The sequence below is a fragment of the Streptomyces sp. NPDC107581 genome (genome assembly GCF_055657175.1).
Genome location: NZ_JBVKBH010000002.1, coordinates 83,293 through 108,209 on the forward strand (window position 1 = coordinate 83,293; position 24,917 = coordinate 108,209).

Genomic DNA, 24,917 nt, shown 5'->3' on the forward strand with positions numbered 1-24,917 from the left:
TGGAATATTGAACCAACTGGGTCCGTTGTGGCCCTCGAAGGAGGTCACGAGTGGAGACGCAAGCGGAGACCACGTACTACGGACACGGAACCCCCGCCGAGCGCTGGGAGCGCGCGCAGCTGTTCTTGGACGCCAGGGACTACGCGGGCGCGGCCCGGGTGCTGGCCGGGCTGGTCGAGGAGGTGCCGGAGCAGACCGGACCCCGACTGCTGTTGGCGCGCGCCTACTACCACTCGGCCCAACTGGGCCGCGCGGAGGAGCAGTTGCGGATCATCGTGGAGCGCGACCCGGTGGAACACTACGCCCGGCTGATGCTGGGCCGTACGCTCCAGCGGCAGGCCCGGCAGGAGGAGGCGGAGCCCCATCTGCGGATCGCCTCGGCGCTCGCGGGTGACTTCCCGGAGGACTGAAGCGTCGTGCGAAGGGCCCGGCTCCTCACAGGAGCCGGGCCCTTCGCACGCCTCGGGGCGACGAGCAGGGCCGCGCGCCGGCAGCCGCCGCACACGCCGTCGTACTCCTCGACCAGCCGGGCGGTCCGGTCGGGTGGACGTGGGCAGGGGCCGGACAGCGAACATCATCGGTGCCCTCCGGGGGTCACAGCGAGGTCGCCGCGTGCAGGACCACGAACAGGGTGACGGCCGAGTTCGCGGACGACATGGCGGAGACCACGGCGCCGACGGCCGCGCCCCAGACGGCGAGGCCGGCCGAGGTGAAGGCCGACGGCCAGGTGCGGGCCGCGGGTGCCGGGGCCAGCAGGGCGGCCACCCGGCGCGGGACGGGACCGGTCGAGGCCAGCGCGGCGAGGGTGGGCGCGGGGGTGGCCCGGGACAGCAGCGCCGCCTTGCCGATCGCGCGGGCCACGGTCCGCCGGTCCCCGACCGCGCCGGCCGCCTCCTCGTCCGCCCAGCGCTCGACCGTACACAGGACGGCCGTGCGCAGGGGGCGCAGGAAGGGGTTGGCACAGGCGGCCAGATGAGCGGCGAGCAGATGACGGTGGTGGCGGGCCGCCAGATGGGCGCGCTCGTGGGCGAACAGGGCACGGCGTTCGGCGGAGGTCAGCCCGGCCAGCAGGGCGGTGGTGACGACGATCCGGCCCCGGCCGCCGGGCAGGGCGTAGGCGTACGGCGTGCTGTCGGGCAGTACGGCCACTGCCCGGCCGGGCAGTGCGGCCAGCGCCCGCCGGGCCTGGCGGGCGACCCGGAGATGGCGCCACACGGTGCGGGCGCAGGCGGCGGCGACCAGGCTGAGGGCGGGGATGGCGGCGCGGCCCGCGACCTCGTCGTAGGGAACGGCGGCCCGCACCTCGGGGTCGGACCAGGCGTCCGGGAGGGGGTTGCCGGGCAGCTGGGCGGTGCCCACGACCATCAGCAGGGCCAGACAGAGCGTGCTGCACACGGACATGATCACGGCGACCGCGGTGAGCAGCCGGGTGGCGGAGCGCGGGTGCAGATGCCCCTCGGCGAGCCGGGCGACCGGCCAGGCGGACAGCGGCAGCACCAGCGGCAGGAAGACGAAGACCCCCATGGCCGGTCAGTCTTCCGTACGGCCGTCGTCGGTGTGCGCTGTCCTCCCGTTGTTCACCGGGCCTGGCTCGGCGGCGTCGAGCAGGGCCCGCAGCACCTGTTCGTCGCCGGGCGGCAGGGCGGTGACGAAACTGGCCAGGACGGCCTCGCGGTCCCGTTCGCCGTCCAGCAGGCGGCGCATGCGCAGGGCGGCGAGCCGGGCCACGTCGGCGGTGGGTGTCCACAGGAAGGAGCGGCCCTGCCGCTCGCGGGCGACGACGTCTTTGGCGAGCAGCCGGGTGAGGATGGTGACGACGGTGGTGTAGGCGAGGTCGCCGCCGAGGCGCTCCTGCACCCAGGCCGCGGTGACCGGCGCGTCCGCCTCGCGCAGCGCGCCGAGGACCTGGCCCTCCAGTTCGCCCTGGCCGCGCCGCCGGGCCCGGCCGCCGTCCCGCACCATGTCTCCCCTTTTTGCGCTCGTTCGCCTCCGGTTTTCAGGCGGGGCCCGCCTCGGGGTCACCGGAGTCGCGCCCCTGCGGCTCGCCCGCCGCTCGGCACCGGCCTGTCCGACCACGCTACTTCACATCCGGCCGTGCTCCCTTGGTCGCGGCGCCCGCACCGGCACGCGACGCTCCCGTGACCGCGGTGCCCGTACCGGCACGCGATCTCGCCGGTGACGATGTCCAGGGGATCGCCGGGCGCCTTCGCCCGTGCGGCCGCGAGCACCTGGTCGAGGCCATGCCCGCGTGCCCGGCGTGCCTGCGGGCCGGGCGTGCCCGCGTGTGGCGACCGCCGTGCCGTGGTCCGCGTACCCGCCGCCGGGCGCGAACGCGGAGACGCATGCGGAGACGGACGGGGTGGGGCCGGGGCGTGAAGGGCCCGAGTTCTCCGGAGTGTTGGTGACCTGTGCCACAGGGAGCGGCAGGCGGGCATGGCATGCTGACGCGATGGCACCTCCCCGAGACACCGCGCCGCTCGCCGAGCAGGTCGAGGAACTGCTCGCCGCCGGCGGCCCCTTGCCCATCGCCGCGGCCGGCCTCCCGGTCCTGCGCCGGGGCACCGAACCGTACGACGGTCAGCTCTCGCCCGCGCTGCTGGCCCGCTTCGTGGAGGCCCTGCGCAGCACCATGCGCGCGGCCCCGGGCGTGGGCCTGGCCGCACCGCAGGTCGGCGTGCCGCTGCGGATCGCGGTCATCGAGGACCCGGCACCCGTCCCGGAGGAGGTGGCCCTGGCCCGGGGCCGGGTGCCACAGCCCTTCCGGGTCCTGGTGAACCCGTCGTACGAGCCCGTGGGCACCGTCCGGGCCGCGTTCTTCGAGGGCTGCCTGAGCGTGCCGGGCTGGCAGGCAGTGGTGGCCCGGCACGCCGAGGTGCGGCTGCGCGGCGAGGACGAACAGGGCCGGGCCCTGGACGAGGTGTTCATGGGCTGGCCGGCCCGCATCGTCCAGCACGAGACGGACCACCTCGACGGCGTGCTCTACCTCGACCGTGCCGAGCTGCGCTCCCTGTCCACGAACGAGGCGGCGGCCGCCCGCTGGGGGCAGCCGACCCCTCGGGCGGCGGCGGAGGCGCTGGGCTTTGAACTGCCCTGAGCCGGTCGCTCAGTTGTCCCGGTACGCCTCCAGCAGCCGCAGCCACACCTCGCTCAGCGTGGGATACGACGGGACCGCGTGCCACAGGCGGTCCACCGGGACACGGCCCGCGACCGCGACGGTAGCGGAGTGGATCAGTTCGCCGACGCCGGGGCCGACGAAGGTGACGCCGCGCAGGATCTCCTCCTCCAGGTCGACCACCATGCGCGCGCGGCCCTTGTAGCCGTCGCCGTACAGGCCGGCCCCGGCGACCGAGGAGAACTCGACGTCGACGGCACGCACACGGTGTCCGGCCTGTTCCGCCTCGGCGAGGGAGAGACCGACCGCGGCGGCCTCCGGGTCGGTGAAGACGACCTGCGGTACGGCGTAGTGGTCGGCCGTGGCCGCGTGAGCGCCCCAGGCCTCGTCCAGGAGGGGGCTGCCCGCGGCGCGGGCGGCGATGGCGGCGCCCGCGATGCGGGCCTGGTACTTGCCCTGGTGGGTGAGGAGGGCGCGACGGTTGACGTCGCCGACCGCGTACAGCCAGTCGGTGCCGTCGACCCGCAGACTGTCGTCGACCTCCAGCCAGGAGCCCGGTTCCAGTCCGACGGTGTCGAGGCCGATGTCGTCGGTGTGCGGAACGCGGCCGGTGGCGTAGAGGATCTCGTCGGCCTCCAGGCGGTCGCCCGAGGCGGTGACCACGACGACGGTGCCGTTCTCGCGGGTGACGGACTCGACGGTGGTGCCGGTGCGCACGTCGACTCCCGCCTCGGCGAGCGCCTCGGCCACCAGTTCACCGGCGAACGGCTCCATGCGGTTGAGCAGGCCCTTGCCCCGGACCAGCAGGGTCACCCGTGAGCCGAGCGCCTGCCAGGCGGTGGCCATCTCGGTGGCGACGACGCCACCGCCCACGACGATCAGCCGGCCGGGAGCCGCCTTGCCGCTGGTGGCCTCCCGGCTGGTCCAGGGCTTGACCTCGGCAAGGCCGGGCAGGTCGGGCAGCTGGGCGCGGGTGCCGGTGCTCACGGCCACGGCGTGCCGGGCGGTGAGCGTCGTCACGGTGCCGTCGGGGGCTGTCACGGTGACCGTCCGGGGGCCGGCCAGGCGGCCGTGGCCGCGGTACAGGTCGGCGCCGATGCCGTCGAGCCACCGTACCTGGCCGTCGTCCTGCCAGTTCGAGGTGAAGTAGTCCCGGCGGGCCAGAACTGCGGGGGTGTCGAGGGGGCCTTGCACGTCCTGGCTCAGACCGGGCAGGCGGCGGGCGTCCGCCTGGGCGATGACCGGCCTGAGCAGCGCCTTGCTGGGCATGCAGGCCCAGTAGGAGCACTCGCCGCCGACCAGCTCGTTCTCCACGACCGCGGTGGTGAGGCCGGCCGCACGGGTGCGGTCGGCGACGTTCTCCCCCACGGGCCCGGCCCCGAGCACCACGACGTCGTACGCGATGGATTCCGTTTCCGTCATGGGGTCAGTCTGGTCGGTGGTTGACGTGGAGGCCACACGGGTACGCGCGCCGGATATGACCGTTCACGAACGGAGCGGACACGGAATAGGCGGCCGGAGCGCCGTGTTTCCGCCGACGGCACAACGCCCACACCAGGAAGAGGGAATCAGGCCATGAGCAGCACTGTGGAGCTGACCAAGGAGAACTTCGACCGGACGGTGACCGAGAACGAGTTCGTTCTCATCGACTTCTGGGCGTCCTGGTGCGGGCCGTGCCGCCAGTTCGCGCCGGTCTACGAGAAGGCCGCCGCGGACAACCCCGATCTGGTGTTCGGCAAGGTGGACACCGAGGCCCAGCCGGAACTGGCCCAGGCCTTCAACATCCAGTCGATCCCGACGCTGATGATCGTCCGCGACCAGGTCGCGATCTTCGCCCAGCCGGGTGCCCTTCCGGAGACCGCTCTCACGGACGTCATCGGACAGGCCCGGAAGCTGGACATGGACGAGGTCCGCAAGAGCATCGCCGCCCAGGCACCGCAGGGCGAGTAGCCGGTCGACGCTGCGGCCGCCGATCGTCTCCGGGGGCGGCCAGAACCGGGGGACGGCGGCCAGAACCAGGGGACGGCGGCTAGAACGGATACGGCGCCACGTCGCCGCGTACGGTCGTCCAGCGCAGCTCGGTGAAGGCCTCCAGGTTGGCCTCGCCGCCGAAGCGGGCGCCGGTGCCGGACCCGGCGACGCCGCCGAAGGGAGCCACCGCCTCGTCGTTCACCGTCTGGTCGTTGATGTGGACGATGCCGGTCGGGATCCGCTCGGCGAGGTCGAGGCCGCGTGCGGTGTCCCGGGTGACGATGCCGAGGGCCAGGCCGTAGGCGCTGTCCGCCGCCAGGGCGGCCGCCTCGTCGGCGGTGGTGAAGGAACGGACCGGGGCGACCGGCCCGAAGACCTCCTCGGTGTAGGCCGGGGTGCGGTCGTCGGCCCCGGCCAGCACGGTCGGCCGGTAGAAGAGGTCCTCGTAGGTGCCGCCCGCGGCGAGTTGCGCGCCACGGGCGGTGCTCGTCCCCACCAGGTCGTGGATCTTGCCGCGTTGGCGGGCGTCGATGACCGGGCCCAGGTGCACCTGGCCGCGGTGCGGGTCGCCGACGGTGAGCGAGTCGGCCTTGGCGGCGAGCCGTTCGACGTACTCCCCGTACAGGGAGGCGTGGACCAGGTGACGGCCGGTCGTCATGCAGATCTGGCCCTGGTGGAAGAAGGATCCCCAGGCCGCCGTGGGGATCACCGCGTCCAGATCGGCGTCCTCCAGCACGATCAGGGCCGAGTTTCCGCCGAGTTCGAGGTGGGCGCGCTTGAGGTGGCGGCCGGCGGTCTCGCCCACGGCGCGGCCGGCCGCGGTGGATCCGGTGAAGGAGACGACGGGGACCAGCGGGTCCTCGACCAGCGCCTGCCCGACCTCTGCGCCGCCGGGCAGCACCTGCAGCAGCTCCTCGGGCAGGCCCGCCTCGGCCAGGACGGCTGCGAGCGCCAGTCCGCCGCAGACCGCGGTGCGCGGATCGGGTTTCAGGAGCACCGCGTTGCCGAGTGCGAGGGCCGGCGCGACCGAGCGGACGGAGAGGATCAGCGGCGCGTTGAACGGCGCGATCACTGCGACCACGCCGACCGGGATCCGGCGGGTGTACGACAGCCGGGGCGCCTCGGTGGGCAGCACCTGTCCGGCGGGCCGGGAGGCGAGGGCGGCGGCCTCGTAGCACTCCTGGGCGGCTACGTGCAGTTCGAAGTCCGCCTTGCCGGGCACGGACCCGGACTCGCGGACCAGCCAGGTGCGCAGTTCGTCGGCGTGCTCGGTGAACAGGTCCCCCGCCCTGCGCAGCACGCGGGCCCGTACGAGGTGCGGTGCGCGGGCCCAGGCCCGCTGGGCGGCACGGGCGGCGCGCGCCGCCGCGGTGACGTCCTCGGGGGCGGCGAGAGTGAGCGCGCCGAGGGCCTCGCCGGTGGCGGGCTCGGTGACGGTGTACTCGGGGCCCGCCGGGGTGCGGGGCTGCCAGGACTCCGGGTCGAGCAGCGTCATGTCGGCTCTCCGATCGGTCGCCGGGCGGTACGGCTCAGAGCGCGGACCCCGTCCGGGGATGCGTCCATTTCGTTGAGCGAAAAACTGCATCACGGCCGGGCCCTACCGGAACCCTAGGGCCTGCCCGGCGGATCGGGCCGGATCCGCCGGGCAGACCTCGAGCCGGTCACCGCCGGAAGCCGGGTCAGCTGGAGTCGCGCCGGACGAGCGACGCGCCCAGCACCTTGCGCACCTCGGGCTCGCCGCCGGGGTCGCGTACCGCTCGGTCGACCAGTTCCGCGAGGTCGCGGCCGGAGGGCAGCTCGATGTGGACGGTACTGAGCCGGGGGCGCAGCAGTCGCCCGAGCATCAGGTCGTCGGCGCCGACGACGGCCACGTCCTCGGGGATGCGCACGCCCTCGTCCTGCAGAGCGCGCATCAGCAGCATCGCGTACTCGTCGTTGTAGGCGAACACCGCGTCGAGACCCAACTCGGGCCAGCGGGCGGCGAGTTGGGCAGCGTCCTGCTCCGTGTAGGCGAGCGGCAGCTCGGCCACGGTCGCCTCCGTGCCGGCGAGGGCCTGGCGCATACCCGCGAGCCGGGGCCGGGAGAACACTTCCAGGCCCGGCTCCTCGGGGACGACCACACCGATACGGCGCCGGCCGCGCTCCCGCAGATGCGTGCCGGCGCAGTGGCCGACGGCGCCGTGGTCCGTGAGCAGGGCGTGCGCACCGTCGACGCGCTCGGGACCGAGGGTCACCACCGCCCGGGCACCGGCCCGCTTGAGGACCGCGACGCCCTGCGGGCCGAGTCCCGCACCGGGCACCAGGACGGCGACGGGACGCAGCTCGGCCCAGGCCCGGGCGGCTTCGTCACCCTCGAGGCCGACCGCGCCGTACTGCACGACCGTGTAGTCGAGACGGCCGAGGGCCGACTGGAGTTCGTCGAGGAAACGGCTGTAGAGGGGGCCCACCGGGACCGCCGGGGCGGGCATCAGGACCATCCGGCTGTGTCCGGCGCGCAGGCTGCGGGCGGCCGCGTGGGGCACGTACCCCAGTTCCCTCGCGGCCTCGCGGACCCGGCGGCGGGTCGGCTCGCTGATCCGTACGGCGCTGGTGTTGTTGAGGACGTAGGAGACGGTCGCACGCGAGACGCCGGCCAGCCGGGCCACATCGGCGCTCGTGGGCACGGAGCGCGCCGCGGACGCGGCGGGCTGGGGCGTGTTCGGTATCTGCACCATGACAGACCGCATCTTGGCAGAGAGGCCGGAGCCGGGAGCGGGCGGGGGAACGTCTTTCATCCCTGAACCACCACACCCGTGCGCGTCGGCACCGGAACATGTGAGGACACGGGGGTGCGCACGGACACAACGGACACAGGGGTGCGCACGGATACGGGGGCGCGCGCGGACGGGCGGGGCACGGGCCGGGCTGGGCGCGGGCCGGGCGCGACGACGGACGGGCAACGGCCCTGGGCACGAGCAACGCGGAGAGCGTGGCCACGGGCGGTCACGGCCCGGGCGCGACCCCGGTGCGTCCCGGGCCGCGACCAGCGCGAGGACCGACGCGCACGCCCGGGACGCGTGCGCGAGCGAACACCGCGCACATCTGACCGTCCGACATCGACAGACACCGACAGACACCGACAGACACCGACAGACAGCGGCGCCACCCGGCGAGCGCCCAGGTGGTCGGGGGCGGGATGCTGTTCGCGCTGGGTGCGGGCCGGGGCCTCCTCGGGCACCGCGAGAGCGACGGCAGCCTGCACGTCTACGCCGCCGTCGAGGCGCCGGAGGACTGGCTGGACGGCATCGACTTCGCCGACACCGAGGCGGCCAAGGCGGCCGTGCTGAAGGAGTTCGACGACTGGGACGAGAGCCTGAGGGCGCTGGTCAGGGACGCGGACGGCGCTCTGGTGCCACGGCGGATCCATGCCCTGCCGGTCGGGCACCGCTGGGACCGGGTCCCCGGGGTCACCCTGCTCGGCGACGCCGCGCATCTGATGTCGCCGTTCGCGGGCGAGGGCGCCAACCTCGCCCTGCTCGACGGAGCCGAACTGGGCCTCGCGCTCGCCGCGCACCCCGGGGACACCGAGGGCGCACTGGCCGCCCACGAGGAGAAGCTGTTCCCGCGCAGCGCGGCGTCGGCGGCGGGGACCGTGCACAACGCCGCGCTGCTGTTCCGCGCCGACGCGCCGCAGGGACTGGTCGAGATGTTCACCGCCGGGCAGGGCTGAAGCGGGCTCAGCCGGGCCGCTCCGTGCACGTCACGCGGGCGACCAGATCGATCCAGCCGGCCTCCAGCCGCTCCATGGGCATCCCGCACTGCCGGGTCAGATGATGGATCAGCGCGGGGTCGAGAGACGACATCAGCGTCCGCGACAGGAGGTCGCAGTCCGCGTCCGGCAGGATCTGCCGCAGCAGCATCGTGACGTGCGTGCGCAGCGCGAGGACCGCCGGATGGGAGAACCGGCGGCCCGGCTCGGGCTGGGCGGCCATCAGCAGGTCCAGCCGCTCGGCCGAGCGGTACAGCACGGCCACGCCGAACGCCCGCAGCCGCTCCACGGGCGGCGCCCCGGGCCCCAGCGGCGGGGGCCCGCCGAGGAAGTCGGCCTGCAGCTGCCGGTCCGAGTGGTCGAGCAGCGCCGCCAGCAGCCCGGTGCGGTCGCCGAAGCGGCGGAACACCGTCCCCTTGCCCACCTGGGCCGCCGCGGCCACGGCCTCCATGGTGACGGCTGCCACTCCGTGCTCGGCGATCAGCCGGGCGGCGGCCTCCAGCAGCCGGGCCCGGTTGCGGGCCGCGTCGGCCCGCAGGCACGGATCGTCGGGGGCCGGAGCGACCTCCAGCATCTGAGGCGCGTCGAGAGGGTCCTCGGGCTTCGGGAAGGGCGGCAGCGCGCTGGACATGAAGACAGCGTAAAGCACCGGGAAGAAAACTGGACCGCGGTCCGCTTACCCTGATACAAAGTTAAACGGACCTTGGTCCGGATCGTGCCAGCGATGTTTCAGCCCTCTTGGAGTACGCCATGTCTGTTCGTATCCTCGCGCTCGTCGGCAGCCTTCGCGCCGGTTCGCACAACCGCCAGCTCGCCGAGGCGGCCGTGAAGCTCGCGCCCGAGGGCGCCGAGGTCGTGCTCTTCGAGGGCCTGGCGGAGGTCCCGTTCTACAACGAGGACATCGACGTCGAGGGCAGCGTCCCGGCCGCGGCCGCCAAGCTGCGCGAGGCCGCCCAGGGCGCCGACGCCTTCCTGTTCTTCTCCCCCGAGTACAACGGCACCATCCCGGCCGTCCTGAAGAACGCCATCGACTGGCTGTCCCGCCCGTACGGCGCCGGCGCCTTCGGCGGCAAGCCCGTCGCCGTCATCGGCACCGCCTTCGGCCAGTACGGCGGCGTGTGGGCGCAGGACGACACCCGCAAGGCCGTGGGCATCGCCGGCGGCAAGGTGATCGAGGACATCAAGCTCTCCATCCCCGGCTCCGTGACCCGCTTCGCCGAGACCCACCCGGTCGACGACGCCGAGGTCGCCGCGCAGCTGACCGAGGTCGTCGCCCGTCTGCACGGCAACGTGGGCGTGACCGCGGCCGCCTGAGCCGCAGGCACCGGACCGTGGGCGTGACCGCGGCCGCCTGAGCCGTACGCACCAGGAAGGGGCCGGAGTCCGCTCCGGCCCCTTTCGCGCTGCCGCGGACCCGGGCCGCGTCGGCGCGAAAGGGGCCGGTCGAGCCCGGATCCGTCCAGCCGGGTCAGGCGAGCCCGAATCCGTCGAGCCCGGATCCGTCCAGCCTGGGTCGGTCGAGCCCGGATCCGTCCAGCCCGGATCCGTCGAGCCCTGCTCGGTCGAGTCCGGGTCAGGCGAGCCCGGCCAGCCGCTCCACCGCCGGGGCCGCGAACCGCTCGATCCACCCGGAGGCCGCGCCGAGCCGCGGGGCGAGGACGACCGTGTCGATGCCGAACTCGGTGTAGCCCTCCATGTCCCGCAGGAACGCGTCGAGGTCGCCCGCGGTGGCGTGCTCCCCGGTGTATACGAAGGTCTTGCGGATCGCGTCGTAGTCGCGCCCCAGCGCCTCGCAGTGGCCGCGCAGCACGTCGAGCTTGTGCCGCAGCTCTTCGGGCGAGGCGGGGATGAGGTTGCAGGCGTCGGCGTACTGGGCCACCAGGCGCAGCGTCTTCTTCTCTCCGCCGCCACCGATCATGATCTCCGGATGCGGACGGCTCACCGGCGCCGGCACGCACAGCGTCTCGGCGAGCCGGTAGTGCCGCCCCTCGAAGGGGCCGTTGTGCTCCGGGTCCCACATCTGCAGGCAGATCCGCAGCGTCTCCTCCAGACGCTCGAAGCGCTCCGCGACCGGCGGGTAGGGCACGCCGAGCCCGTGGTGCTCGCGTTCGTACCAGGCGGCCCCGATGCCGAGCGTGGCCCGGCCGCCGGACAGCACGTCGAGCGTCGTGGCGATCTTGGCGAGCAGTCCCGGGCGGCGGTACGTCACCCCGGTCACCAGGGCGCCGAGCCGTACGGTGGAGGTGTGGCCGGCGAGATAGCCGAGGGTCGTGTAGGCCTCCAGCATGGGTTCCTCGGCGCCGCCGTTGAACTCCATCTGGAAGTAGTGGTCCATCACCGACAGCCAGCCGACCCCGGCGGCCTCGGCCGCGGCACCCGTCGCGGCGAGTTCGGCGCCGAGCGCGGGACCGCCCGCGGACTCCCCGAACCGGTTGATGTGCACGCCCACGCGCATGTCCGTCTCCGTTCCGTCCGGACGGTCACCGTCACCGTCGCTCACCTCACGAACGACGCTAGGTCCTGGAGCGCGCTCGAAGTCAACCCGAAGGCGGCCCGGAGGCGACCCGACGTCAACCCGAAGGCGACTCGACGTCAGACGGACCCGAGTTGCTCGCCCAGCGGGCTGCGCCGGTAGAGCACGTGCCGTCCGTCCCGGACCCGGGTCACCAACCCGGTGGCGTGCAGCACCCGCAGGTGCTGGGAGACGGCGCTCGGGGTCACACCGAGACGGCGGGCGAGTTCGACGGTGGGCAGGGGGTCGGCGAGCAGGCGCAGCAGGGTGGTCCTGGGCGCACCGAGGAGGGCGGTGAGCGCGGAGGCGTCAGGGGCGGGTTCCGGTTCCCACAGGGTCGCCGTGCCGCGGCCCGGATAGACGAGCATCGGCGGCTCCTCGGCGCTGATCGGGGGCGCCGGTTTGTGCGCGAACACGGAGGGCACCAGCCGCAGTCCCCGCCCGGCGCCCTCCACCTCGTGCCGGCCGATCATCCTGTCGATGCTGAGCACGCCCTCGTGCCAGCCGAGGTTCGGATGGAGGCCGGAGAAGAGCGACCGCGCGCCGCCGCCGGCCAGCCGGGCCGCCCGGTGCGTGATGTCGGCCTCCAGCACGAGCCGTATCCGCGGCCAGTACGGCAGCAGGGCCGACCGCCAGTAGCGGCGCAGCAACGAGCAGAGCCGGTCGAGGAGTTCGAGGACCGGATCCTCACCGGGGGCCACGGCCTGCCGGAGGGGGACCGGGAGAGGGCGGGGCGCGTGCACGGCGCGCAGGTCACGTCGTACGACGTCCGCCGGCGTGGCACGTACGGCGGCCAGCTCGTCGTCGAAGGCGGGGGCGTAGACGCCGGGCCGGGGGGTGAGGAAGTCCGGCAGGGCCAGGGTGGCGCCGACCAGGGCCGACAGCAGGCGCAGGTCGGCGGGGGCCAGGGTGCCGAGCACGGTGGCGCGCCACGCGCGGTGCAGCGGGAACAGGCCGGGGGCACGCAGCACCCGGAGGCTCTCCATGAGCTGGCTCAGCGGGGAGATCGCGAACCGGGTGTCGGCGAGGTCGTCGACACCGAGCCGGAAGCTGATCATGTAGCCCCCGCCTACATCCTTTGGCAACCGCCTGTGCGTGCCGTGGACTTCGGCACATGTCCCATCCTGATGCCGGGCAGCGTACCGCGCCCGCACCCGCGCCCGCCCGGCTGATCCCGCTGCTCGCCCTGGCCTGCGGCGTGGCGGTCGGCAATGTCTACTTCCCGCAGGCGGTCGCCCCGCTCGCGGCGGCGGGTCTCGGGGTCTCCCCCCGCGCCGCGGCCGGCGCGGTCACCGCGACCCAGTTCGGCTACGCGGCGGGCATCTTCCTGCTCGTCCCGCTCGGCGACCGGCTCCCGCCCCGCCCCCTGCTGGTCGCCCTGCTCACCCTGGCCGGCCTCGGCCTGTGCGGCGCGGCCGCGGCGCCCACGCTGCCGGCGCTGCTCCTGGCGAGCGTCCTCGTCGGAGCGACGACGGTGATCGCCCCGCTCGCGGGGCCCCTCGCGGCCGGTCTGGTCGCCGAGGAGCGGCGGGGCGTGGTCGGCGGCACGCTGCTGAGCGGGGCCATCGCGGGCATGCTGCTCTCCCGCACCGCAGGCGGCGCCCTGGGCGACCGGCTGGGCTGGCGGGCGCCGTACGTCGTGGCGGCCCTGCTCACCCTCGCCCTCGCGCTGCTCCTGGCCCGCACGCTCCCCCGAGTGGCCTCTCCCGCGCGGCAGGGCCGCCTCCCCTCACCGGCCGAGTCCCTGCGCCTGCTGCGCACGGAACCGGCCCTGCGCCGCTCCTGTCTCTACCAGGCGACGGTCTTCGCCGGCTTCTCCGCCGCGTGGACCGGGGTCGCGCTGCTGCTCACGGGCCCGGTGTACGGCCTGGGCGCGGACGCGGTCGGGCTGCTGGCGCTGGTCAACGCGGCGACCATGCTCGTGACGCGGTATGCGGGACGCCAGGTGGACCGGCGCGGCCCGGACGTGGTGAACCTGGTCTGCTTCCTGCTGGTCGCCGTGTCGGCGGGGGTACTGGTGCTGGGCTCGCTCGGCGGCACGTCCGGCCTGGTCGCGCTCGTGACCGGCACGCTTCTGCTGGACGTGGGCATGCAGTGCGGCATGGTGGCCAACCAGGTCCGGATCTACGCCCTCGGCTCGGGCTTCCGCAGCCGCCTCAACACCGCCTACATGACGTGCGCCTACCTGGGCGGCAGTCTGGGGTCCTGGCTGGGAACCGGCGCCTACGGACGCTTCGGCTGGGCCGGGGTGTGCGCCCTGGTCGCCCTGCTCACCGCGCCTGGCCTGCTACGGCACCCGAACGTCGGGCCCGCGGCACCTTCTGACGGCGCGTCGGTATCCGGACACCGGCGTCCGCGGTGACCCGCGGGTTCACCACCGGCGTGCCTCCGGTCGGCCCGACCCGCCGGTGCGAAAGCGGTACACCGGCACGCCATGTGACGTTACCGTTCAGTAGACATCGTGCCCGGAGCCTCCGGAGGTCCCCCCGCCATGACGCCCGACCGTGCCCCAGGCCTCGCGGAGTCCGTCCGCGCCCTCGCCGACGGGGAGGTGACCTCGCGCGCGCTCGTCGAACAGGCCCTGGCCCGCATCGAGGCCACCCAGCCGACCCTGAACGCCTTCCGGCTGCTGCGCGCCGAGGCCGCGCTCGCCGAAGCGGACGCCGCCGACCGGGAGTTGGCCGCCGGAGCGCGCCGCCCGCTGCTCGGGGTGCCGGTCGCGGTGAAGGACGACATGGACGTGGCGGGCGAGCCGACCGCGTTCGGCTGCCCCGGCGAGTTCCCGCCGGTCGCGGCGGACGGGGAGGCGGTACGGCGGCTGCGCGCGGCCGGGGCCGTGATCGTCGGCAAGACGAACACCTGCGAGCTGGGGCAGTGGCCGTTCACGGAGGGCCCGGCGTTCGGGGAGACCCGCAATCCGTGGCACACCGGTCACACGCCCGGCGGCTCCTCCGGGGGCTCGGCAGCGGCGGTGGCCGCCGGTCTGGTCCCGGCCGCGCTCGGCTCGGACGGCGCCGGCTCGGTGCGGATCCCGGCCTCCTGGACCCACCTGATCGGCATCAAGCCGCAGCGCGGGCGCATCTCGACCTGGCCGCGCGGCGAGTCCTTCCACGGCATCACGGTCAACGGCACGCTGGCCCGTACGGTCGCCGACGCGGCCCTGCTGCTGGACGCGGCGAGCGGCAATCACGACCGGGACCCGCACCGGCCACCGGCGCTCACGGTGGCGGACGCGGTCGGCCGCGATCCCGGCCGGCTGCGCATCGCGCTGTCGCTGAAGCCGCCGTTCACCGCCGTGACCGCGCGCCTGCGCCCGGAGATCCGGGCCAGGATTCTCGAACTCGCCGAAAAACTCGCGGCGTCGGGTCACCTGGTCGAGGAGGCCGACCCGCCCTACGGCCAGATCGGGCTGACCTTCGTGCCGCGCGCCACCGCCGGCATCGCCGACCGGGTCCGCGAGGCCCCCGACCCCGCGCTGCTCGACCCGCGCACCCGGGAGGCGGCCCGGCTCGGGCGGCTGCTCGGCGGGGCCCCGCTGCGGGCGGCCCGGCGGGCCGAGGCGGTCCTGCACCGGCGGATCGGCGCGTTCTTCGAGTCGTACGACGTGATCCTCGCCCCCACAACGGCCGCTCCCCCGCTGGCGATCGGCGCCCTGCACCGGCTCGGCGGGATCGCCACCGACCGTGCCATGATCGCCGCCTGCCCGTACGCCTGGCCGTGGAACGTGCTCGGCTGGCCGGGGGTGAACGTGCCGGCCGGCTTCGTCGGCGAAGGCCTCCCGGTGGGCGCTCAGCTGCTGGGCCCGGCGAACAGCGAACCCCTGCTGGTCTCCCTCGCCGCCCAGTTGGAGGCGGAGCTGCGCTGGCACGAACTGTGGCCGCCCCAGGAGCCGGACGCGGATTCCAGGGCGGCGTGAGCGGGTTCCGCCGTACCCTGTGACCATGGGCGATGCGTCGATGGTCGGACTCATGGGGCGGGTGACGGGGACGATCGGGCCGGGCCTGGTCGGCGAGGTGATCGTCCGGGTGCGCGGCGGTGCGGAGCACTTCCTCGCCTACGCCGCCGACGGCACGGGCCGCATCGAGCGCGGCACGGTCGTGATGGTGGTGGAGTATCTGGCCCCGAGGACCGTCTACGTCACTGCCGCCTACGACAGTTGAGCATGCTCCGCCCCAGCTGAGGGGGGTATGCGTCAGGATTGCAACAAGGATTCGTCAGCGTCTTCTCGCGGCGTCGCGCAGGGCGCACACTCCCTTCGTTCGGTGCCGAACGGGCACCATGCAAAGGGGGCGAATGCCGATGGTCATCGGCGTCGTTGCGGGGGTGGCCGTCGTTGCCGCCCTTGTTCTGATCGGTCTGTTCAAGTTGATGTGGCGGGTAGCCGAGCCGAACGAGGCGCTCGTCATCTCCGGGTCCAACCACCGTACCGAAGGCCTTGAGGAAGGCATGGGGTTCCGCATCGTCACCGGGCGCGGCACGCTCGTGCTGCCGGGCGTGCAGGCGGTGCGCAAGCTCTCCCTGGACCTGAACGAGACCGAGCTGCACGTGGACTGCGTGACCCACCAGGGCATTCCGCTGAAGGTCCGCGGCGTGGTCATCTTCAAGGTGGGCGACGACTTCGTGTCGATCGCCAACGCGGCCCGCCGCTTCCTGGACCAGCAGAAGCTGATGTCGGAGCGGGTGCACATCGTCTTCGCCGGTCATCTCCGGTCCATCGTGGGCGGGTTGACGGTCGAGGACATGATCCGCGACCGGGAGAAGCTGACCGGGCAGACCCGGGCGGCCTGCGGTGCGGAGATGGAGAAGCTCGGCCTGATCGTCGACTCGCTGCAGATCCACGAGATCGAGGACCCGACCGGGTACATCCAGAACCTGGCCATGCCGCACGCCGCTGCCGTGCAGCGGGACGCGCGCATCGCACAGGCGGAGGCGAATCGTCTCGCCACCGAGGCCGAGCAGCAGTCGTACGCACGGATGGCGGAGGCCACCCGGGACAGCGAGATCCTGCAGGCCGGCTACCAGGCCGAGCGGGACAAGGCGGCGGCGAAGTCCCGGCAGGCCGGTCCGCTCGCCGACGCGGGCGCCCGGCAGGAGGTCGTGGTCCAGGAGACGCGGGTCGCGGAACTGGAGGCGCACCGAAGGGAACAGCAGCTCCAGGCGGACGTCCGCAAGCCGGCCGACGCCAGGGCCTACGAGAAGCGGACGCTGGCCGAGGCCGAGCGCGACGCACGGATCTCGGCGGCCGAGGCCAAGGCCAAGGAGACGGAACTCGCGGCCGCGGCCGAGGCGACCCGGGTCAAGACGGCAGCGGGCGCCGAGGCGGAGGCCACCAAGACCCGGGGTACGGCCACGGCCGCGGCGACCCGGGCCACCGGTGAGGCCGAGGCCGCCGCCGCGCAGGCCAAGGGTCTGGCGCAGGCGGAGGCGACCAAGGCCAAGGGTCTCGCGGAGGCGGAGGCCATCAAGGCCCGCGCCGCCGCCCTCGCCGAGAACCAGGAGGCGGTCGTCGCCCAGCAACTGGCCGAGAACTGGCCGGAGATCGTCCGGGCCGGCGCGTCCGCCTTCGGCAATGTCGACAACATGGTGCTGCTCAATGGCGCCGACGGCATGGCCGAGTTGTTCGCCAAGGCGCTCACCATGGGCGGCACGGGCCTGGGCCTCGCCCGCCAGCTGCTCGCGTCCATGAACCAGAACGGGCAGGCGGGCAGCGGCACTTCCCCGTCGCTGAACGGGGCCGTGCCGCCGGCGTCGCAGAAGGTGCCGGTGGAGGAGAGTTAGGCCCTCCTCGCGGATCAGGCAGGCTCCAAGTGGCGTCGCCCGGCGGTCCGGGCGACCCCGGCACGGTCCGGAAGAGATATCAGGCTGCCGGGCCGGGGCCCTCGCCGGGGTTCCGGCCCTGCGTCGCCAGCAGCCGGTCGGCCGTGGCCGGGGCGAGCGCCGGATTCGCGGCGACGGCATGGGCCAGTTCCTCGTCGGCGAGCAGTTCGGCGAGCCGGGGCCGCGGAAGGTTCGGATGACGTGCCGACGCGGCCCGGACGTCCGGATCCGGATCCCGGGTGAGCCGCTCCACGACGGCCCGCGCGGTGTCCGGGTCACGGGCGGCCAGGGCGCGGACCCGCGGGTCCTCGTGGCCGGCCAGGGAAGCCAGCCCGGCGCTCGGGAAGTTCGGCCGGGTGAGCAGGTGCTCGCGTTCGGGTCCGGTGTACTCCAGGAAGCTGCGCAGCAGGAGTGCCGGCGGGGCGTCCGGGTGGTTCTGGGCCAGCAGCACCCGCACGCCGAGATCGGCGTCCTCGGCCAGGCGGGCCACGAGGTCCGCGGGCAGTTCGTGGTCCTCGGCGGCCTCCCTGCGCAGCATCGGGTGGCCGGAGAGTGCCTTGCGGCGGACGGCCTCGGGGCTGCCGGGCCGGGGCAGCACGGGCACGGGACGGAACCCGAAGAGGCAGTCCATGGGCACCTCGTAGTCGATCCGCGCCCGCTCCTCCTCGGTCAGCGCGGGATGGAGGGACAAGGCCAGCCGGACCTTCGGGTCGGGGTCCGCCGCGAGCACGTCGCGCTCGGCGGGGCCGAGATCGGCACGGTGGGCGAGGGCCCTGCGCACGTCCGGGTGCGGATCGCCCACGAGGGCACGGCGTTCCGCGGGGCCGAGGTCGGCTCGGCGCGCGATCTCCTCCCGTACGTCGGGGTCGGGATCGGCGGCCAGGACGACGACCGCGTCCGGCGGGAGTGTGGGGTTGCAGGCGATCATCGACTTGTCGTCCCTGCCCGCCGGGGCGTCGAGGACGGCGTCCACGACGGCTCTGCTGAGGGCGCGGTGCAACAGGATGTCGGTGCGGCTGTGGCACGGACGGTCGGGCAGCACGCTTTCCACCCAGACCGGGTCCTCGTACCGCGCATGGTCGTGCGCCCGCTCCCGGACGCTGTCGTCGGGGTCCGCCAGCAGAGCGGCCCTGGTGCCCGCGGGCAGCAGCGACCACCAGGTGACGCCCCAGCGGCGCACCTTCGCGACCGGATGCGTGGGCAGGGACCGGATCAGCTCGGCGGACGTCTGCAGGTGGAGCGCGTCCAGGAGTTCGGCCTCGTACGTACAGATCATGCGGACGACGACGTCATCGGGCAGCGGCCTGGGCCGGTGCGGGAACCCGGTGCGGGGCCCGCCGGCGAGATGGGCCCGGACGAACCACTCCGGATCATCCACCAGCCGTGCCCGCCGGGCGGGATCGACATGGGGATTGACCGCGAAGAAACTGCGCGTACGCCGGTCGGGATGTGTGATCACGGCGTCCACGACGGCGTCGGGCAGATCCCGGTCCCGGCACAGCACCATCCGTACGGCAGGGGGAGCTTCGGCGAGCAGCCGCAGCAGCACGCCGTCGGAGGCGGACGGGTTGAGCGCCAGCCCGGCGAGCCGGCGCGTGGGCAAGTCGGCACCCTGCCAGATCTGTTCAGGCGTGAGCATGTCCCGATTACCCCCCGAATGTCGCCTGGCCGCCCCGAGACCCCTTGATCCGCGACCCTACAGAACCACTAGGGTGCCCGCGTGAGCACGACAGTCGATGAGAACGTCCCCGGCCGCCACGGCCCCCACGCCACCACCGAGGCCGACCCGCGCAAGGTCGGCCGGGTGCGCACCGAGTACTCCCCCGCCCACGACGGCGACCCCGACCCGGGCGAGATCGTGTGGACCTGGGTGCCGTTCGAGGAGAACGACGGCCGGGGCAAGGACCGCCCGGTGCTGGTCGTCGCCCGGGAGGCGGCGGGCACCTTCCTCGCCGTCCAGTTGTCCAGCAAGCGGCACGACGGCGACCGGGAGTGGGTCGCGATCGGCAGCGGGCCCTGGGACCGGTCGGGCCGCGACTCTTGGGTGGACGTGGACCGGGTGCTGCGCCTGCACGAGCAGGGCATGCGCCGGGAGGCGTGCGCGCTCGACCGGATGCGGTTCAATCTGGTCAGGCAGCGGCTCCACGAGCGCTACGGCTGGACCTGACGGGCACCACGGCGCGGCCGGAGATCACGCGCCCGCCGGAGCGCCCTCCGAGACGCCCTCCGGGATGCCCTCCGTAAAGGCTCGTACGAAGGCCTCCCGGACCGTCGCTGCCGGCGTACGGTCCAGGATGCCGAACGCCACGTGCGTGAACGTCCGCGCGAAGCGCCCGCCCGGCCCGAGGAGCGCCCGGAAGGCGCCCGCGACCTGCGCCGGGTCGTTCTGGAAGACGCCGCAGCCCCAGGCGCCGAGCACCAGCCGCCGGTAGCCGTGGGCGGCGGCGGTCTCCAGGACCCGCTCGGCCCGCACGGCCAGGGCGGCCGGCAGGTCACCGGCGCGCTCGGGCGCCGTACGCCGTACGACGCCGGCATTGGGTGCCGCCGCCGTCAGGAACCCCGCGTGGTACGGCTCCGGCAGCAGTCGGCCCCGGTCGTCGCGGAAGACGGGCACGGCAGGGGTGTGGATCACCCGGTCGGTGTAGAACGGGTCGCGGTGGGCCCGGTGGTGGTCGTAGAAGGCACGGGCTTCGAGCAGGCAGGTGTACAGCGCGGAGGCACGGCACAGGGCCTCTTCCTGGGCCTGGGCGCCGTTCAGATAGCCGCCGCCCGGATTGCGGGCCGAGGCGAAGTTCAGGACGGCGACCGGGGCGTCCGCCAGCCGGCGGGCGGCCTCCAGGCTGCTCTCGCCCGTGACCTCGAAGAAAGTCTCCTCGTCCGCGGTACCGGGTACCGGCACCGGTGCGGGACCGTACATCCGTGTGCCCGCCCGGGCGGCCTCGACCGCCGCCGCCACGGACACCTCACGGCCGTCCGGCGCCCGGTACCCGCCGGCCGCCACGATCCGCTCGTTCTCCCCGGCGATACCGCGCAGGCGCGCGCTCACGGCGCCACCCCCGTGGACTCCGTGACCACGGCCCGCGCGGCCGTCCTCGTCGTGCTCATGCACCGATCCTGGGTGATGCTGGTGATGCCGTGCAACGGAGTTTCGGGGTCCCGGAACGGCCCGGAAACGCGCAAGAAAACGGAGATTACCGATCCGGAACGTCCCGATGGGCACCCTTGTGCGAATCGGTTCGAGGGTCTTGGGTGGGACGAGCGCCTGCGCGGGACTCACCTGGAGCCCGCGTCGGTGGCATGGTGGAATCTCAGGAGGATCCCGACATGTCCGACTCCATAGGCGAGTGTGGTGACTGTACGGAACACCGCACCGCCGTCACCGAAGCCGAGGTGGACGCCCTGGTCCAGGGCATATGCTTCAAGACCGGCCCGCCCCGCACGCTCGGGGTCGAAGTGGAATGGCTCGTCCACGAGCTGCGGCAGCCGCAGCTCCCGGTGACACCCGAACGACTCGAAGCGGCCTACACCGCTCTGCGGTCCGTGCCGCTGAGATCTCCCCTCACGGTCGAACCCGGCGGCCAGCTGGAGCTCAGCTCGCCGCCCGCCGCCTCCCTGATGGAGTGCATAGCGACCGTCTCCGCCGACCTGGACACCGTCCGCGCCGTCCTTGCGAAGGACGGCCTGGGACTGGTCGGTTTCGGCCACGACCCCTGGCACACACCCCGCCGGTTCCTGCACGAACCGCGCTACGACGCCATGGAGGCCTGCCTCGACCGCACCGGCTCGGCCGGCCGGCACATGATGTGCACCTCGGCCTCCGTCCAGGTGTGCGTGGACGCGGGACACGAGGAGCCCGGCCCGCTGGGGCACGAACAGCGCTGGTGGCTGGCGCACCATCTGGGCCCGGTACTGGTGGCGGCCTTCGCGAACTCCCCGCTGGTCGGCCGGCAGCCCACGGGCTGGCGCTCCACCCGGCAGCTGCTGTGGACGGAGATCGGCCCCGGCCGCGCGGGCGCTCCCCCGCCGGACGGTCCGCCGCGGGCCGCCTGGGCGCGGCACGTGCTGGACGCCCCGGTGATGTGCGTGCGCAGGGACGGCAGCCCCTGGGACGTGCCCGAGGGCCTGACCTTCCGCGCGTGGACCCGCTCGCGCTCGCCCCGGCCGCCCACCCGGGCGGATCTCGACTACCACCTGACCACCCTGTTCCCGCCGGTGCGGCCGCGCGGCCACCTGGAGCTGCGGATGATCGACGCGCAGCCCGGCGACGACGGCTGGATCGTGCCGCTCGCGGTGACCGCGGCGCTGTTCGACGACCCGGAGGCCGCCGAGGCCGCGCACCGTGCGGTGAAACCCCTGGCGGAGCGGACCCTGAACCTGCCCGCCCCGCACAATCCGCTGTGGATCGACGCGGCCCGGCAGGGACTGACCGACCCCGAACTGCGGGAGGCCGCCGTCGCCTGTTTCGCGGCGGCGCTCCAGGCCCTGCCCCGGCTCGGCGCCGCACCCGGGATCGTCGACGCCGTGGCGGCGTACCTGAACCGCTACGTCGCCCGGGGCCGCTGCCCGGCCGACGATCTGCTGGACCAGGTGCACGGCACCGGCCGCCCCCGGTCCCGGCCGCGCCCGGCCGGGGCAACTCCCACCCTCCACGGGAGGAAGGACATCCGCACATGACCGCCCCCGAGACCGAGGCCACGACCCCAGAGGCGGACATCGAGGCGCTGCGCGAGCGCGCGCTCGCCTCGCTCACCACGGCCCGCGCCCGCACCACGCTGCTGACCAGCTGTGTCGAGGACCCCGACCTCACCGCCCAGCACTCCCCGCTGATGTCCCCGCTGGTCTGGGACCTCGCGCACATCGGCAACCAGGAAGAGCTGTGGCTGCTGCGGGCGGTCGGCGGCCGGGACGCCATGCGGCCCGAGATCGACGGCCTGTACGACGCCTTCGAGCACCCGCGCGCCGAGCGCCCCTCGCTGCCGCTGCTGCCGCCGGCCGAGGCCCGGCACTACGCGGCCGAGGTGCGCGGCCGGGCCCTGGACCTGCTGGCGGGCGCGGACTTCCGGGGCACCCGGCTGACCGAGGCCGGCTTCGCCTTCGGGATGATCGCGCAGCACGAACAGCAGCACGACGAGACGATGCTGATCACCCATCAGCTCCGCAAGGGCCCGCGGGCCCTGACGGCACCCGACCCGGAACCGGCCGAGCTGTTCCCGGGTCCGGCCGAAGTCCTCGTGCCCGGCGGGCCGTTCACGATGGGCACCTCGACCGAGCCGTGGGCGCTGGACAACGAGCGGCCGGCACACCCCGTGGATGTGGCACCGTTCTGGATCGACACGACACCGGTGACCAACGCGGCGTACACGGCGTTCATCGAGGACGGCGGCTACGACACCGAACGCTGGTGGACGCCCGCCGGCTGGGCGCACGTCCGCCGGCACTCCCTGACCGCACCGCTCCACTGGCGCCGGGACGGCACCCAGTGGCTCAGGCGCCACTTCGGGACCGTGGAGGCCGTCCCACCCGACGAACCGGTGCTGCACGTGTGCTGGTACGAGGCGGACGCCTACGCCCGCTGGGCCGGGCGCCGGCTGCCCACCGAGGCGGAGTGGGAGAAGGCCGCCCGCCACGACCCGGCCACCGGCCGCTCGAACCGCTACCCGTGGGGCGACGCCGACCCGGCGCCCGAACACGCCAACCTGGGCCAGCGACACCTCAGGCCCGCCCCCGCCGGCAGCTATCCGAAGGGTGAATCGCCGCTGGGTGTACGGCAGTTGATCGGTGACGTGTGGGAGTGGACGGCGAGCGACTTCCTGCCGTACCCGGGATTCAGGGCCTTCCCGTACAAGGAGTACTCGGAGGTGTTCTTCGGCTCCGAGCACAAGGTGCTGCGCGGCGGTTCGTTCGCCGTGGACCCGGTGGCCTGCCGGGGCACGTTCCGCAACTGGGACTACCCGATCCGGCGGCAGATCTTCTCCGGGTTCCGCACCGCCCGCTCGGAGGCCGTCTGATGTGCCGTCATCTGGCCTACCTGGGGCCCGAGGAGCCCCTCGGACGGCTGCTCGTGGAACCTCCGCACAGTCTGTACCGGCAGTCGTGGGCACCGCGGCGGCAGCGCTACGGAACGGTCAACGCCGACGGGTTCGGCGTGGGCTGGTACGCCCCGGACGATCCGGTCCCGGCCCGCTACCGGCGGGCCGGGCCGATCTGGGCGGATCTGTCCTTCGCCGATCTGGCCCGGGTCGTGCGCAGCGGTGCGGTGCTGGCCGCCGTGCGCGACGCGACCCTCGCGGGCGCGGACGCCGAGGCCGCGGCGGCGCCCTTCGCCGCCGGGCGGTGGCTGTTCAGCCACAACGGCGCGGTCGCGGGCTGGCCGGACTCGGCGGCGTCCCTGGTGTCCTCGCTGCCCCCGGTCGACCTGCTCTCACTGCAGTCGCGCACCGACTCGGCGTTCGTGTGGGCCCTGGTCCTGCACCGGCTGCGCCGCGGCGACGAACCCGCCCGTGCCTTGGGCGAGGCGGTCGGCCGGCTGGCCGGGGCGGCCCCGGCCTCCCGGCTGAATCTGCTGCTCACCGACGGCGACACCATCGCCGCCACCGCCTGGGGCGACAGCCTCTGGTACCGCACGGAGCCCGGATCGGGCACGGTCGTCGCCTCCGAGCCGTACGACGACGACCCGCTCTGGCAGGAGGTCCCCGACCGCACCGTGCTCACGGCGAGCCGCGCCGGCGTGCTGCTCGCCCCGCTCGAGGACCCGGCGTCCGTACCCCCGAAGGAGCCCTGTACGTGAGTCCCCTGCGTGTCACCCGCACCCTCCCCGAGGACGCCACGGACGCCGCGCTGCGCGCGGACGTCCGGCACGGCCTCACCGTCGACCCCAAGTCGCTGCCGCCCAAGTGGTTCTACGACGCCCGGGGCAGCGAGCTGTTCGAGCAGATCACGGAGCTGCCCGAGTACTACCCCACACGGGCCGAGCGCGAGATCCTCGCGACCCGCTCCGGCGAGATCGCCGCCGCGAGCCGCGCCCGCACCCTGATCGAACTGGGCTCCGGCTCCTCGGAGAAGACCCGCTACCTGATCGACGCGCTCACCTCCCTGGAGGCGTACGTCCCGGTCGACGTCAGCGAGAGCGCCCTCACCCAGGCCGGGCAGACGCTCATCGAGGAGCGGCCCGGACTGGACGTGCACGCGCTGATCGCCGACTTCACCGCGCCGCTGACCCTGCCGGAGACGCCCGGCCCCCGGCTGCTGGCGTTCCTCGGCGGCACGATCGGCAACCTGCTGCCCGCCGAACGGGCGAAGTTCCTGGCTGCGGTGAGCGGCCTGCTCGTGCCGGGCGACGCCCTGTTGCTCGGCACGGACCTGGTCAAGGACGAGCGGGTGCTGGTCCGGGCGTACGACGACGCGGCCGGCGTGACGGCCGCGTTCAACAAGAACGTCCTGGCCGTCGTCGACCGGGAGCTGGGCGCCGACTTCGACCCCGACACCTTCGACCATGTGGCGCTGTGGGACGCGGAGCAGGAGTGGATCGAGATGCGGCTGCGCTCCCGCACCGCGCAGACGGTCAAGGTGCCCGCCCTGGACCTCGCCGTGGACTTCGCGGCGGGCGAGGAACTGCGCACCGAGGTGTCGGCGAAGTTCCGCAAGGAGGGCGTGAGCGCCGAACTCGCCGCCGTCGGGCTGGAGCTGACCCACTGGTGGACGGATGCCGAGGGCCGCTTCGCGCTGTCCCTCAGCGAGGCGAAGTGAGGTGAGGTGAG

The 24,917-nt window shown here is 73.9% G+C and carries 23 protein-coding genes and 1 pseudogene; 14 read left to right on the forward strand and 10 right to left on the reverse strand.

Features of this window, described 5'->3' with window-relative positions; translation table 11 throughout:
* Positions 1-50: 50 nt before the first annotated feature.
* Positions 51-410 (forward strand): tetratricopeptide repeat protein, encoded by a 360-nt coding sequence (locus ACZ7P3_RS04335; RefSeq protein ID WP_472078883.1) that lies wholly within the window; start codon positions 51-53, stop codon positions 408-410.
* A gap of 184 nt (positions 411-594) precedes the next feature.
* Here ACZ7P3_RS04335 and ACZ7P3_RS04340 read toward each other — a convergent pair whose 3' ends face one another.
* On the reverse strand, positions 595-1,524 hold the full coding sequence (locus ACZ7P3_RS04340; RefSeq protein WP_472078884.1) for a M56 family metallopeptidase: 930 nt from the start codon (positions 1,522-1,524) through the stop codon (positions 595-597).
* Between the two features lie 6 nt (positions 1,525-1,530).
* On the reverse strand, positions 1,531-1,962 hold the full coding sequence (locus tag ACZ7P3_RS04345; RefSeq protein ID WP_472078886.1) for a BlaI/MecI/CopY family transcriptional regulator: 432 nt from the start codon (positions 1,960-1,962) through the stop codon (positions 1,531-1,533).
* A gap of 487 nt (positions 1,963-2,449) precedes the next feature.
* On the opposite strand from ACZ7P3_RS04345, the gene ACZ7P3_RS04350 reads away from it, so the two are divergent.
* Entirely contained in the window at positions 2,450-3,094 is a 645-nt protein-coding gene (locus tag ACZ7P3_RS04350) for a peptide deformylase (RefSeq protein WP_472078887.1), read from the forward strand.
* 9 nt (positions 3,095-3,103) lie between these two features.
* On the opposite strand, the gene ACZ7P3_RS04355 is transcribed toward ACZ7P3_RS04350, so the two are convergent.
* A complete protein-coding gene (locus ACZ7P3_RS04355) occupies positions 3,104-4,534 on the reverse strand; it encodes a dihydrolipoyl dehydrogenase family protein (RefSeq protein WP_472078888.1) in 1,431 nt (476 codons plus the stop codon).
* A 153-nt stretch (positions 4,535-4,687) separates the two neighbouring features.
* Here ACZ7P3_RS04355 and trxA point away from each other — a divergent pair, with 153 nt between their 5' ends.
* Positions 4,688-5,062 (forward strand): thioredoxin, encoded by a 375-nt coding sequence (gene trxA / locus ACZ7P3_RS04360; RefSeq protein WP_472078889.1) that lies wholly within the window; start codon positions 4,688-4,690, stop codon positions 5,060-5,062.
* A gap of 79 nt (positions 5,063-5,141) precedes the next feature.
* Here the strand turns inward: trxA and ACZ7P3_RS04365 are convergent, their stop codons facing one another.
* Together ACZ7P3_RS04365 and ACZ7P3_RS04370 are read right to left on the reverse strand one after the other, a co-directional pair.
* Complete coding sequence (locus ACZ7P3_RS04365; RefSeq protein ID WP_472078890.1) at positions 5,142-6,578, reverse strand: aldehyde dehydrogenase family protein; 1,437 nt, start codon at positions 6,576-6,578, stop codon at positions 5,142-5,144.
* 184 nt (positions 6,579-6,762) lie between these two features.
* Positions 6,763-7,797, reverse strand: coding sequence for a LacI family DNA-binding transcriptional regulator (locus ACZ7P3_RS04370; RefSeq protein ID WP_472078891.1), 1,035 nt, complete (start codon positions 7,795-7,797; stop codon positions 6,763-6,765).
* 425 nt (positions 7,798-8,222) lie between these two features.
* Between ACZ7P3_RS04370 and ACZ7P3_RS04375 the strand changes: the two are divergent.
* Positions 8,223-8,792: pseudogene (locus ACZ7P3_RS04375) on the forward strand (FAD-dependent oxidoreductase); the annotation flags it as partial.
* A 7-nt stretch (positions 8,793-8,799) separates the two neighbouring features.
* On the opposite strand, the gene ACZ7P3_RS04380 reads toward ACZ7P3_RS04375, so the two are convergent.
* Complete coding sequence (locus ACZ7P3_RS04380; RefSeq protein ID WP_472078892.1) at positions 8,800-9,480, reverse strand: TetR/AcrR family transcriptional regulator; 681 nt, start codon at positions 9,478-9,480, stop codon at positions 8,800-8,802.
* A gap of 101 nt (positions 9,481-9,581) precedes the next feature.
* On the opposite strand from ACZ7P3_RS04380, the gene ACZ7P3_RS04385 reads away from it, so the two are divergent.
* Complete coding sequence (locus ACZ7P3_RS04385) at positions 9,582-10,145, forward strand: NAD(P)H-dependent oxidoreductase (RefSeq protein ID WP_472078893.1); 564 nt, start codon at positions 9,582-9,584, stop codon at positions 10,143-10,145.
* A 259-nt stretch (positions 10,146-10,404) separates the two neighbouring features.
* On the opposite strand, the gene ACZ7P3_RS04390 is transcribed toward ACZ7P3_RS04385, so the two are convergent.
* On the reverse strand, positions 10,405-11,286 hold the full coding sequence (locus ACZ7P3_RS04390) for an LLM class F420-dependent oxidoreductase (protein ID WP_472079423.1): 882 nt from the start codon (positions 11,284-11,286) through the stop codon (positions 10,405-10,407).
* A 137-nt stretch (positions 11,287-11,423) separates the two neighbouring features.
* Positions 11,424-12,401 carry an ArsR/SmtB family transcription factor gene (locus ACZ7P3_RS04395; RefSeq protein ID WP_472078894.1) on the reverse strand — a complete coding sequence of 326 codons (978 nt, stop codon included), beginning with the start codon at positions 12,399-12,401 and terminating at the stop codon, positions 11,424-11,426.
* Between the two features lie 56 nt (positions 12,402-12,457).
* Here ACZ7P3_RS04395 and ACZ7P3_RS04400 point away from each other — a divergent pair, with 56 nt between their 5' ends.
* From ACZ7P3_RS04400 to ACZ7P3_RS04415, 4 genes are all read left to right on the forward strand, one after another.
* On the forward strand, positions 12,458-13,705 hold the full coding sequence (locus ACZ7P3_RS04400) for an MFS transporter (protein ID WP_472078895.1): 1,248 nt from the start codon (positions 12,458-12,460) through the stop codon (positions 13,703-13,705).
* A 129-nt stretch (positions 13,706-13,834) separates the two neighbouring features.
* On the forward strand, positions 13,835-15,259 hold the full coding sequence (locus tag ACZ7P3_RS04405) for an amidase (protein WP_472078896.1): 1,425 nt from the start codon (positions 13,835-13,837) through the stop codon (positions 15,257-15,259).
* 25 nt (positions 15,260-15,284) lie between these two features.
* Positions 15,285-15,503, forward strand: coding sequence for a hypothetical protein (locus ACZ7P3_RS04410; RefSeq protein ID WP_472078897.1), 219 nt, complete (start codon positions 15,285-15,287; stop codon positions 15,501-15,503).
* Between the two features lie 133 nt (positions 15,504-15,636).
* Positions 15,637-17,121, forward strand: coding sequence for an SPFH domain-containing protein (locus ACZ7P3_RS04415; RefSeq protein WP_472078898.1), 1,485 nt, complete (start codon positions 15,637-15,639; stop codon positions 17,119-17,121).
* 79 nt (positions 17,122-17,200) lie between these two features.
* Here the strand turns inward: ACZ7P3_RS04415 and ACZ7P3_RS04420 are convergent, their stop codons facing one another.
* A complete protein-coding gene (locus tag ACZ7P3_RS04420; protein ID WP_472078899.1) occupies positions 17,201-18,799 on the reverse strand; it encodes a hypothetical protein in 1,599 nt (532 codons plus the stop codon).
* A gap of 81 nt (positions 18,800-18,880) precedes the next feature.
* Here ACZ7P3_RS04420 and ACZ7P3_RS04425 point away from each other — a divergent pair, with 81 nt between their 5' ends.
* Complete coding sequence (locus tag ACZ7P3_RS04425; RefSeq protein ID WP_472078900.1) at positions 18,881-19,327, forward strand: type II toxin-antitoxin system PemK/MazF family toxin; 447 nt, start codon at positions 18,881-18,883, stop codon at positions 19,325-19,327.
* A 24-nt stretch (positions 19,328-19,351) separates the two neighbouring features.
* Here ACZ7P3_RS04425 and ACZ7P3_RS04430 read toward each other — a convergent pair whose 3' ends face one another.
* Positions 19,352-20,206, reverse strand: coding sequence for a TIGR02452 family protein (locus ACZ7P3_RS04430; protein ID WP_472078901.1), 855 nt, complete (start codon positions 20,204-20,206; stop codon positions 19,352-19,354).
* A gap of 278 nt (positions 20,207-20,484) precedes the next feature.
* On the opposite strand from ACZ7P3_RS04430, the gene egtA reads away from it, so the two are divergent.
* Genes egtA through egtD form a run of 4 tightly spaced genes read left to right on the forward strand, consistent with a single transcriptional unit; the run spans position 20,485 to position 24,906 of the window.
* A complete protein-coding gene (gene egtA, locus ACZ7P3_RS04435) occupies positions 20,485-21,834 on the forward strand; it encodes an ergothioneine biosynthesis glutamate--cysteine ligase EgtA (protein ID WP_472078902.1) in 1,350 nt (449 codons plus the stop codon).
* Positions 21,831-23,168, forward strand: coding sequence for an ergothioneine biosynthesis protein EgtB (gene egtB, locus ACZ7P3_RS04440; RefSeq protein ID WP_472078904.1), 1,338 nt, complete (start codon positions 21,831-21,833; stop codon positions 23,166-23,168). Before egtA ends, egtB begins: the two co-directional genes overlap by 4 nt.
* Positions 23,168-23,947, forward strand: coding sequence for an ergothioneine biosynthesis protein EgtC (gene egtC / locus ACZ7P3_RS04445; RefSeq protein WP_472078905.1), 780 nt, complete (start codon positions 23,168-23,170; stop codon positions 23,945-23,947). The genes egtB and egtC overlap by 1 nt, the downstream gene beginning before the upstream one ends.
* Positions 23,944-24,906, forward strand: a complete 963-nt coding sequence (gene egtD / locus ACZ7P3_RS04450) for an L-histidine N(alpha)-methyltransferase (protein ID WP_472078906.1) — start codon at positions 23,944-23,946, stop codon at positions 24,904-24,906. The genes egtC and egtD overlap by 4 nt, the downstream gene beginning before the upstream one ends.
* Positions 24,907-24,917 lie beyond the last annotated feature (11 nt).

Bases quoted from the DNA above. Each gene is read 5' to 3' on its own strand.
- ACZ7P3_RS04395 (WP_472078894.1), bottom strand. From the start codon at position 12,401: ATGATCAGCTTCCGGCTCGGTGTCGACGACCTCGCCGACACCCGGTTC.
- egtA (WP_472078902.1), top strand. From the start codon at position 20,485: ATGTCCGACTCCATAGGCGAGTGTGGTGACTGTACGGAACACCGCACC.
- ACZ7P3_RS04385 (WP_472078893.1), top strand. From the start codon at position 9,582: ATGTCTGTTCGTATCCTCGCGCTCGTCGGCAGCCTTCGCGCCGGTTCG.
- ACZ7P3_RS04340 (WP_472078884.1), bottom strand. From the start codon at position 1,524: ATGGGGGTCTTCGTCTTCCTGCCGCTGGTGCTGCCGCTGTCCGCCTGG.
- ACZ7P3_RS04420 (WP_472078899.1), bottom strand. From the start codon at position 18,799: ATGCTCACGCCTGAACAGATCTGGCAGGGTGCCGACTTGCCCACGCGC.
- ACZ7P3_RS04400 (WP_472078895.1), top strand. From the start codon at position 12,458: ATGTCCCATCCTGATGCCGGGCAGCGTACCGCGCCCGCACCCGCGCCC.
- ACZ7P3_RS04350 (WP_472078887.1), top strand. From the start codon at position 2,450: ATGGCACCTCCCCGAGACACCGCGCCGCTCGCCGAGCAGGTCGAGGAA.
- ACZ7P3_RS04415 (WP_472078898.1), top strand. From the start codon at position 15,637: ATGCCGATGGTCATCGGCGTCGTTGCGGGGGTGGCCGTCGTTGCCGCC.
- egtB (WP_472078904.1), top strand. From the start codon at position 21,831: ATGACCGCCCCCGAGACCGAGGCCACGACCCCAGAGGCGGACATCGAG.
- ACZ7P3_RS04390 (WP_472079423.1), bottom strand. From the start codon at position 11,286: ATGCGCGTGGGCGTGCACATCAACCGGTTCGGGGAGTCCGCGGGCGGT.
- ACZ7P3_RS04345 (WP_472078886.1), bottom strand. From the start codon at position 1,962: ATGGTGCGGGACGGCGGCCGGGCCCGGCGGCGCGGCCAGGGCGAACTG.
- ACZ7P3_RS04410 (WP_472078897.1), top strand. From the start codon at position 15,285: ATGGGCGATGCGTCGATGGTCGGACTCATGGGGCGGGTGACGGGGACG.
- trxA (WP_472078889.1), top strand. From the start codon at position 4,688: ATGAGCAGCACTGTGGAGCTGACCAAGGAGAACTTCGACCGGACGGTG.
- ACZ7P3_RS04370 (WP_472078891.1), bottom strand. From the start codon at position 7,797: ATGGTGCAGATACCGAACACGCCCCAGCCCGCCGCGTCCGCGGCGCGC.
- ACZ7P3_RS04355 (WP_472078888.1), bottom strand. From the start codon at position 4,534: ATGACGGAAACGGAATCCATCGCGTACGACGTCGTGGTGCTCGGGGCC.
- ACZ7P3_RS04365 (WP_472078890.1), bottom strand. From the start codon at position 6,578: ATGACGCTGCTCGACCCGGAGTCCTGGCAGCCCCGCACCCCGGCGGGC.
- egtC (WP_472078905.1), top strand. From the start codon at position 23,168: ATGTGCCGTCATCTGGCCTACCTGGGGCCCGAGGAGCCCCTCGGACGG.
- ACZ7P3_RS04405 (WP_472078896.1), top strand. From the start codon at position 13,835: ATGACGCCCGACCGTGCCCCAGGCCTCGCGGAGTCCGTCCGCGCCCTC.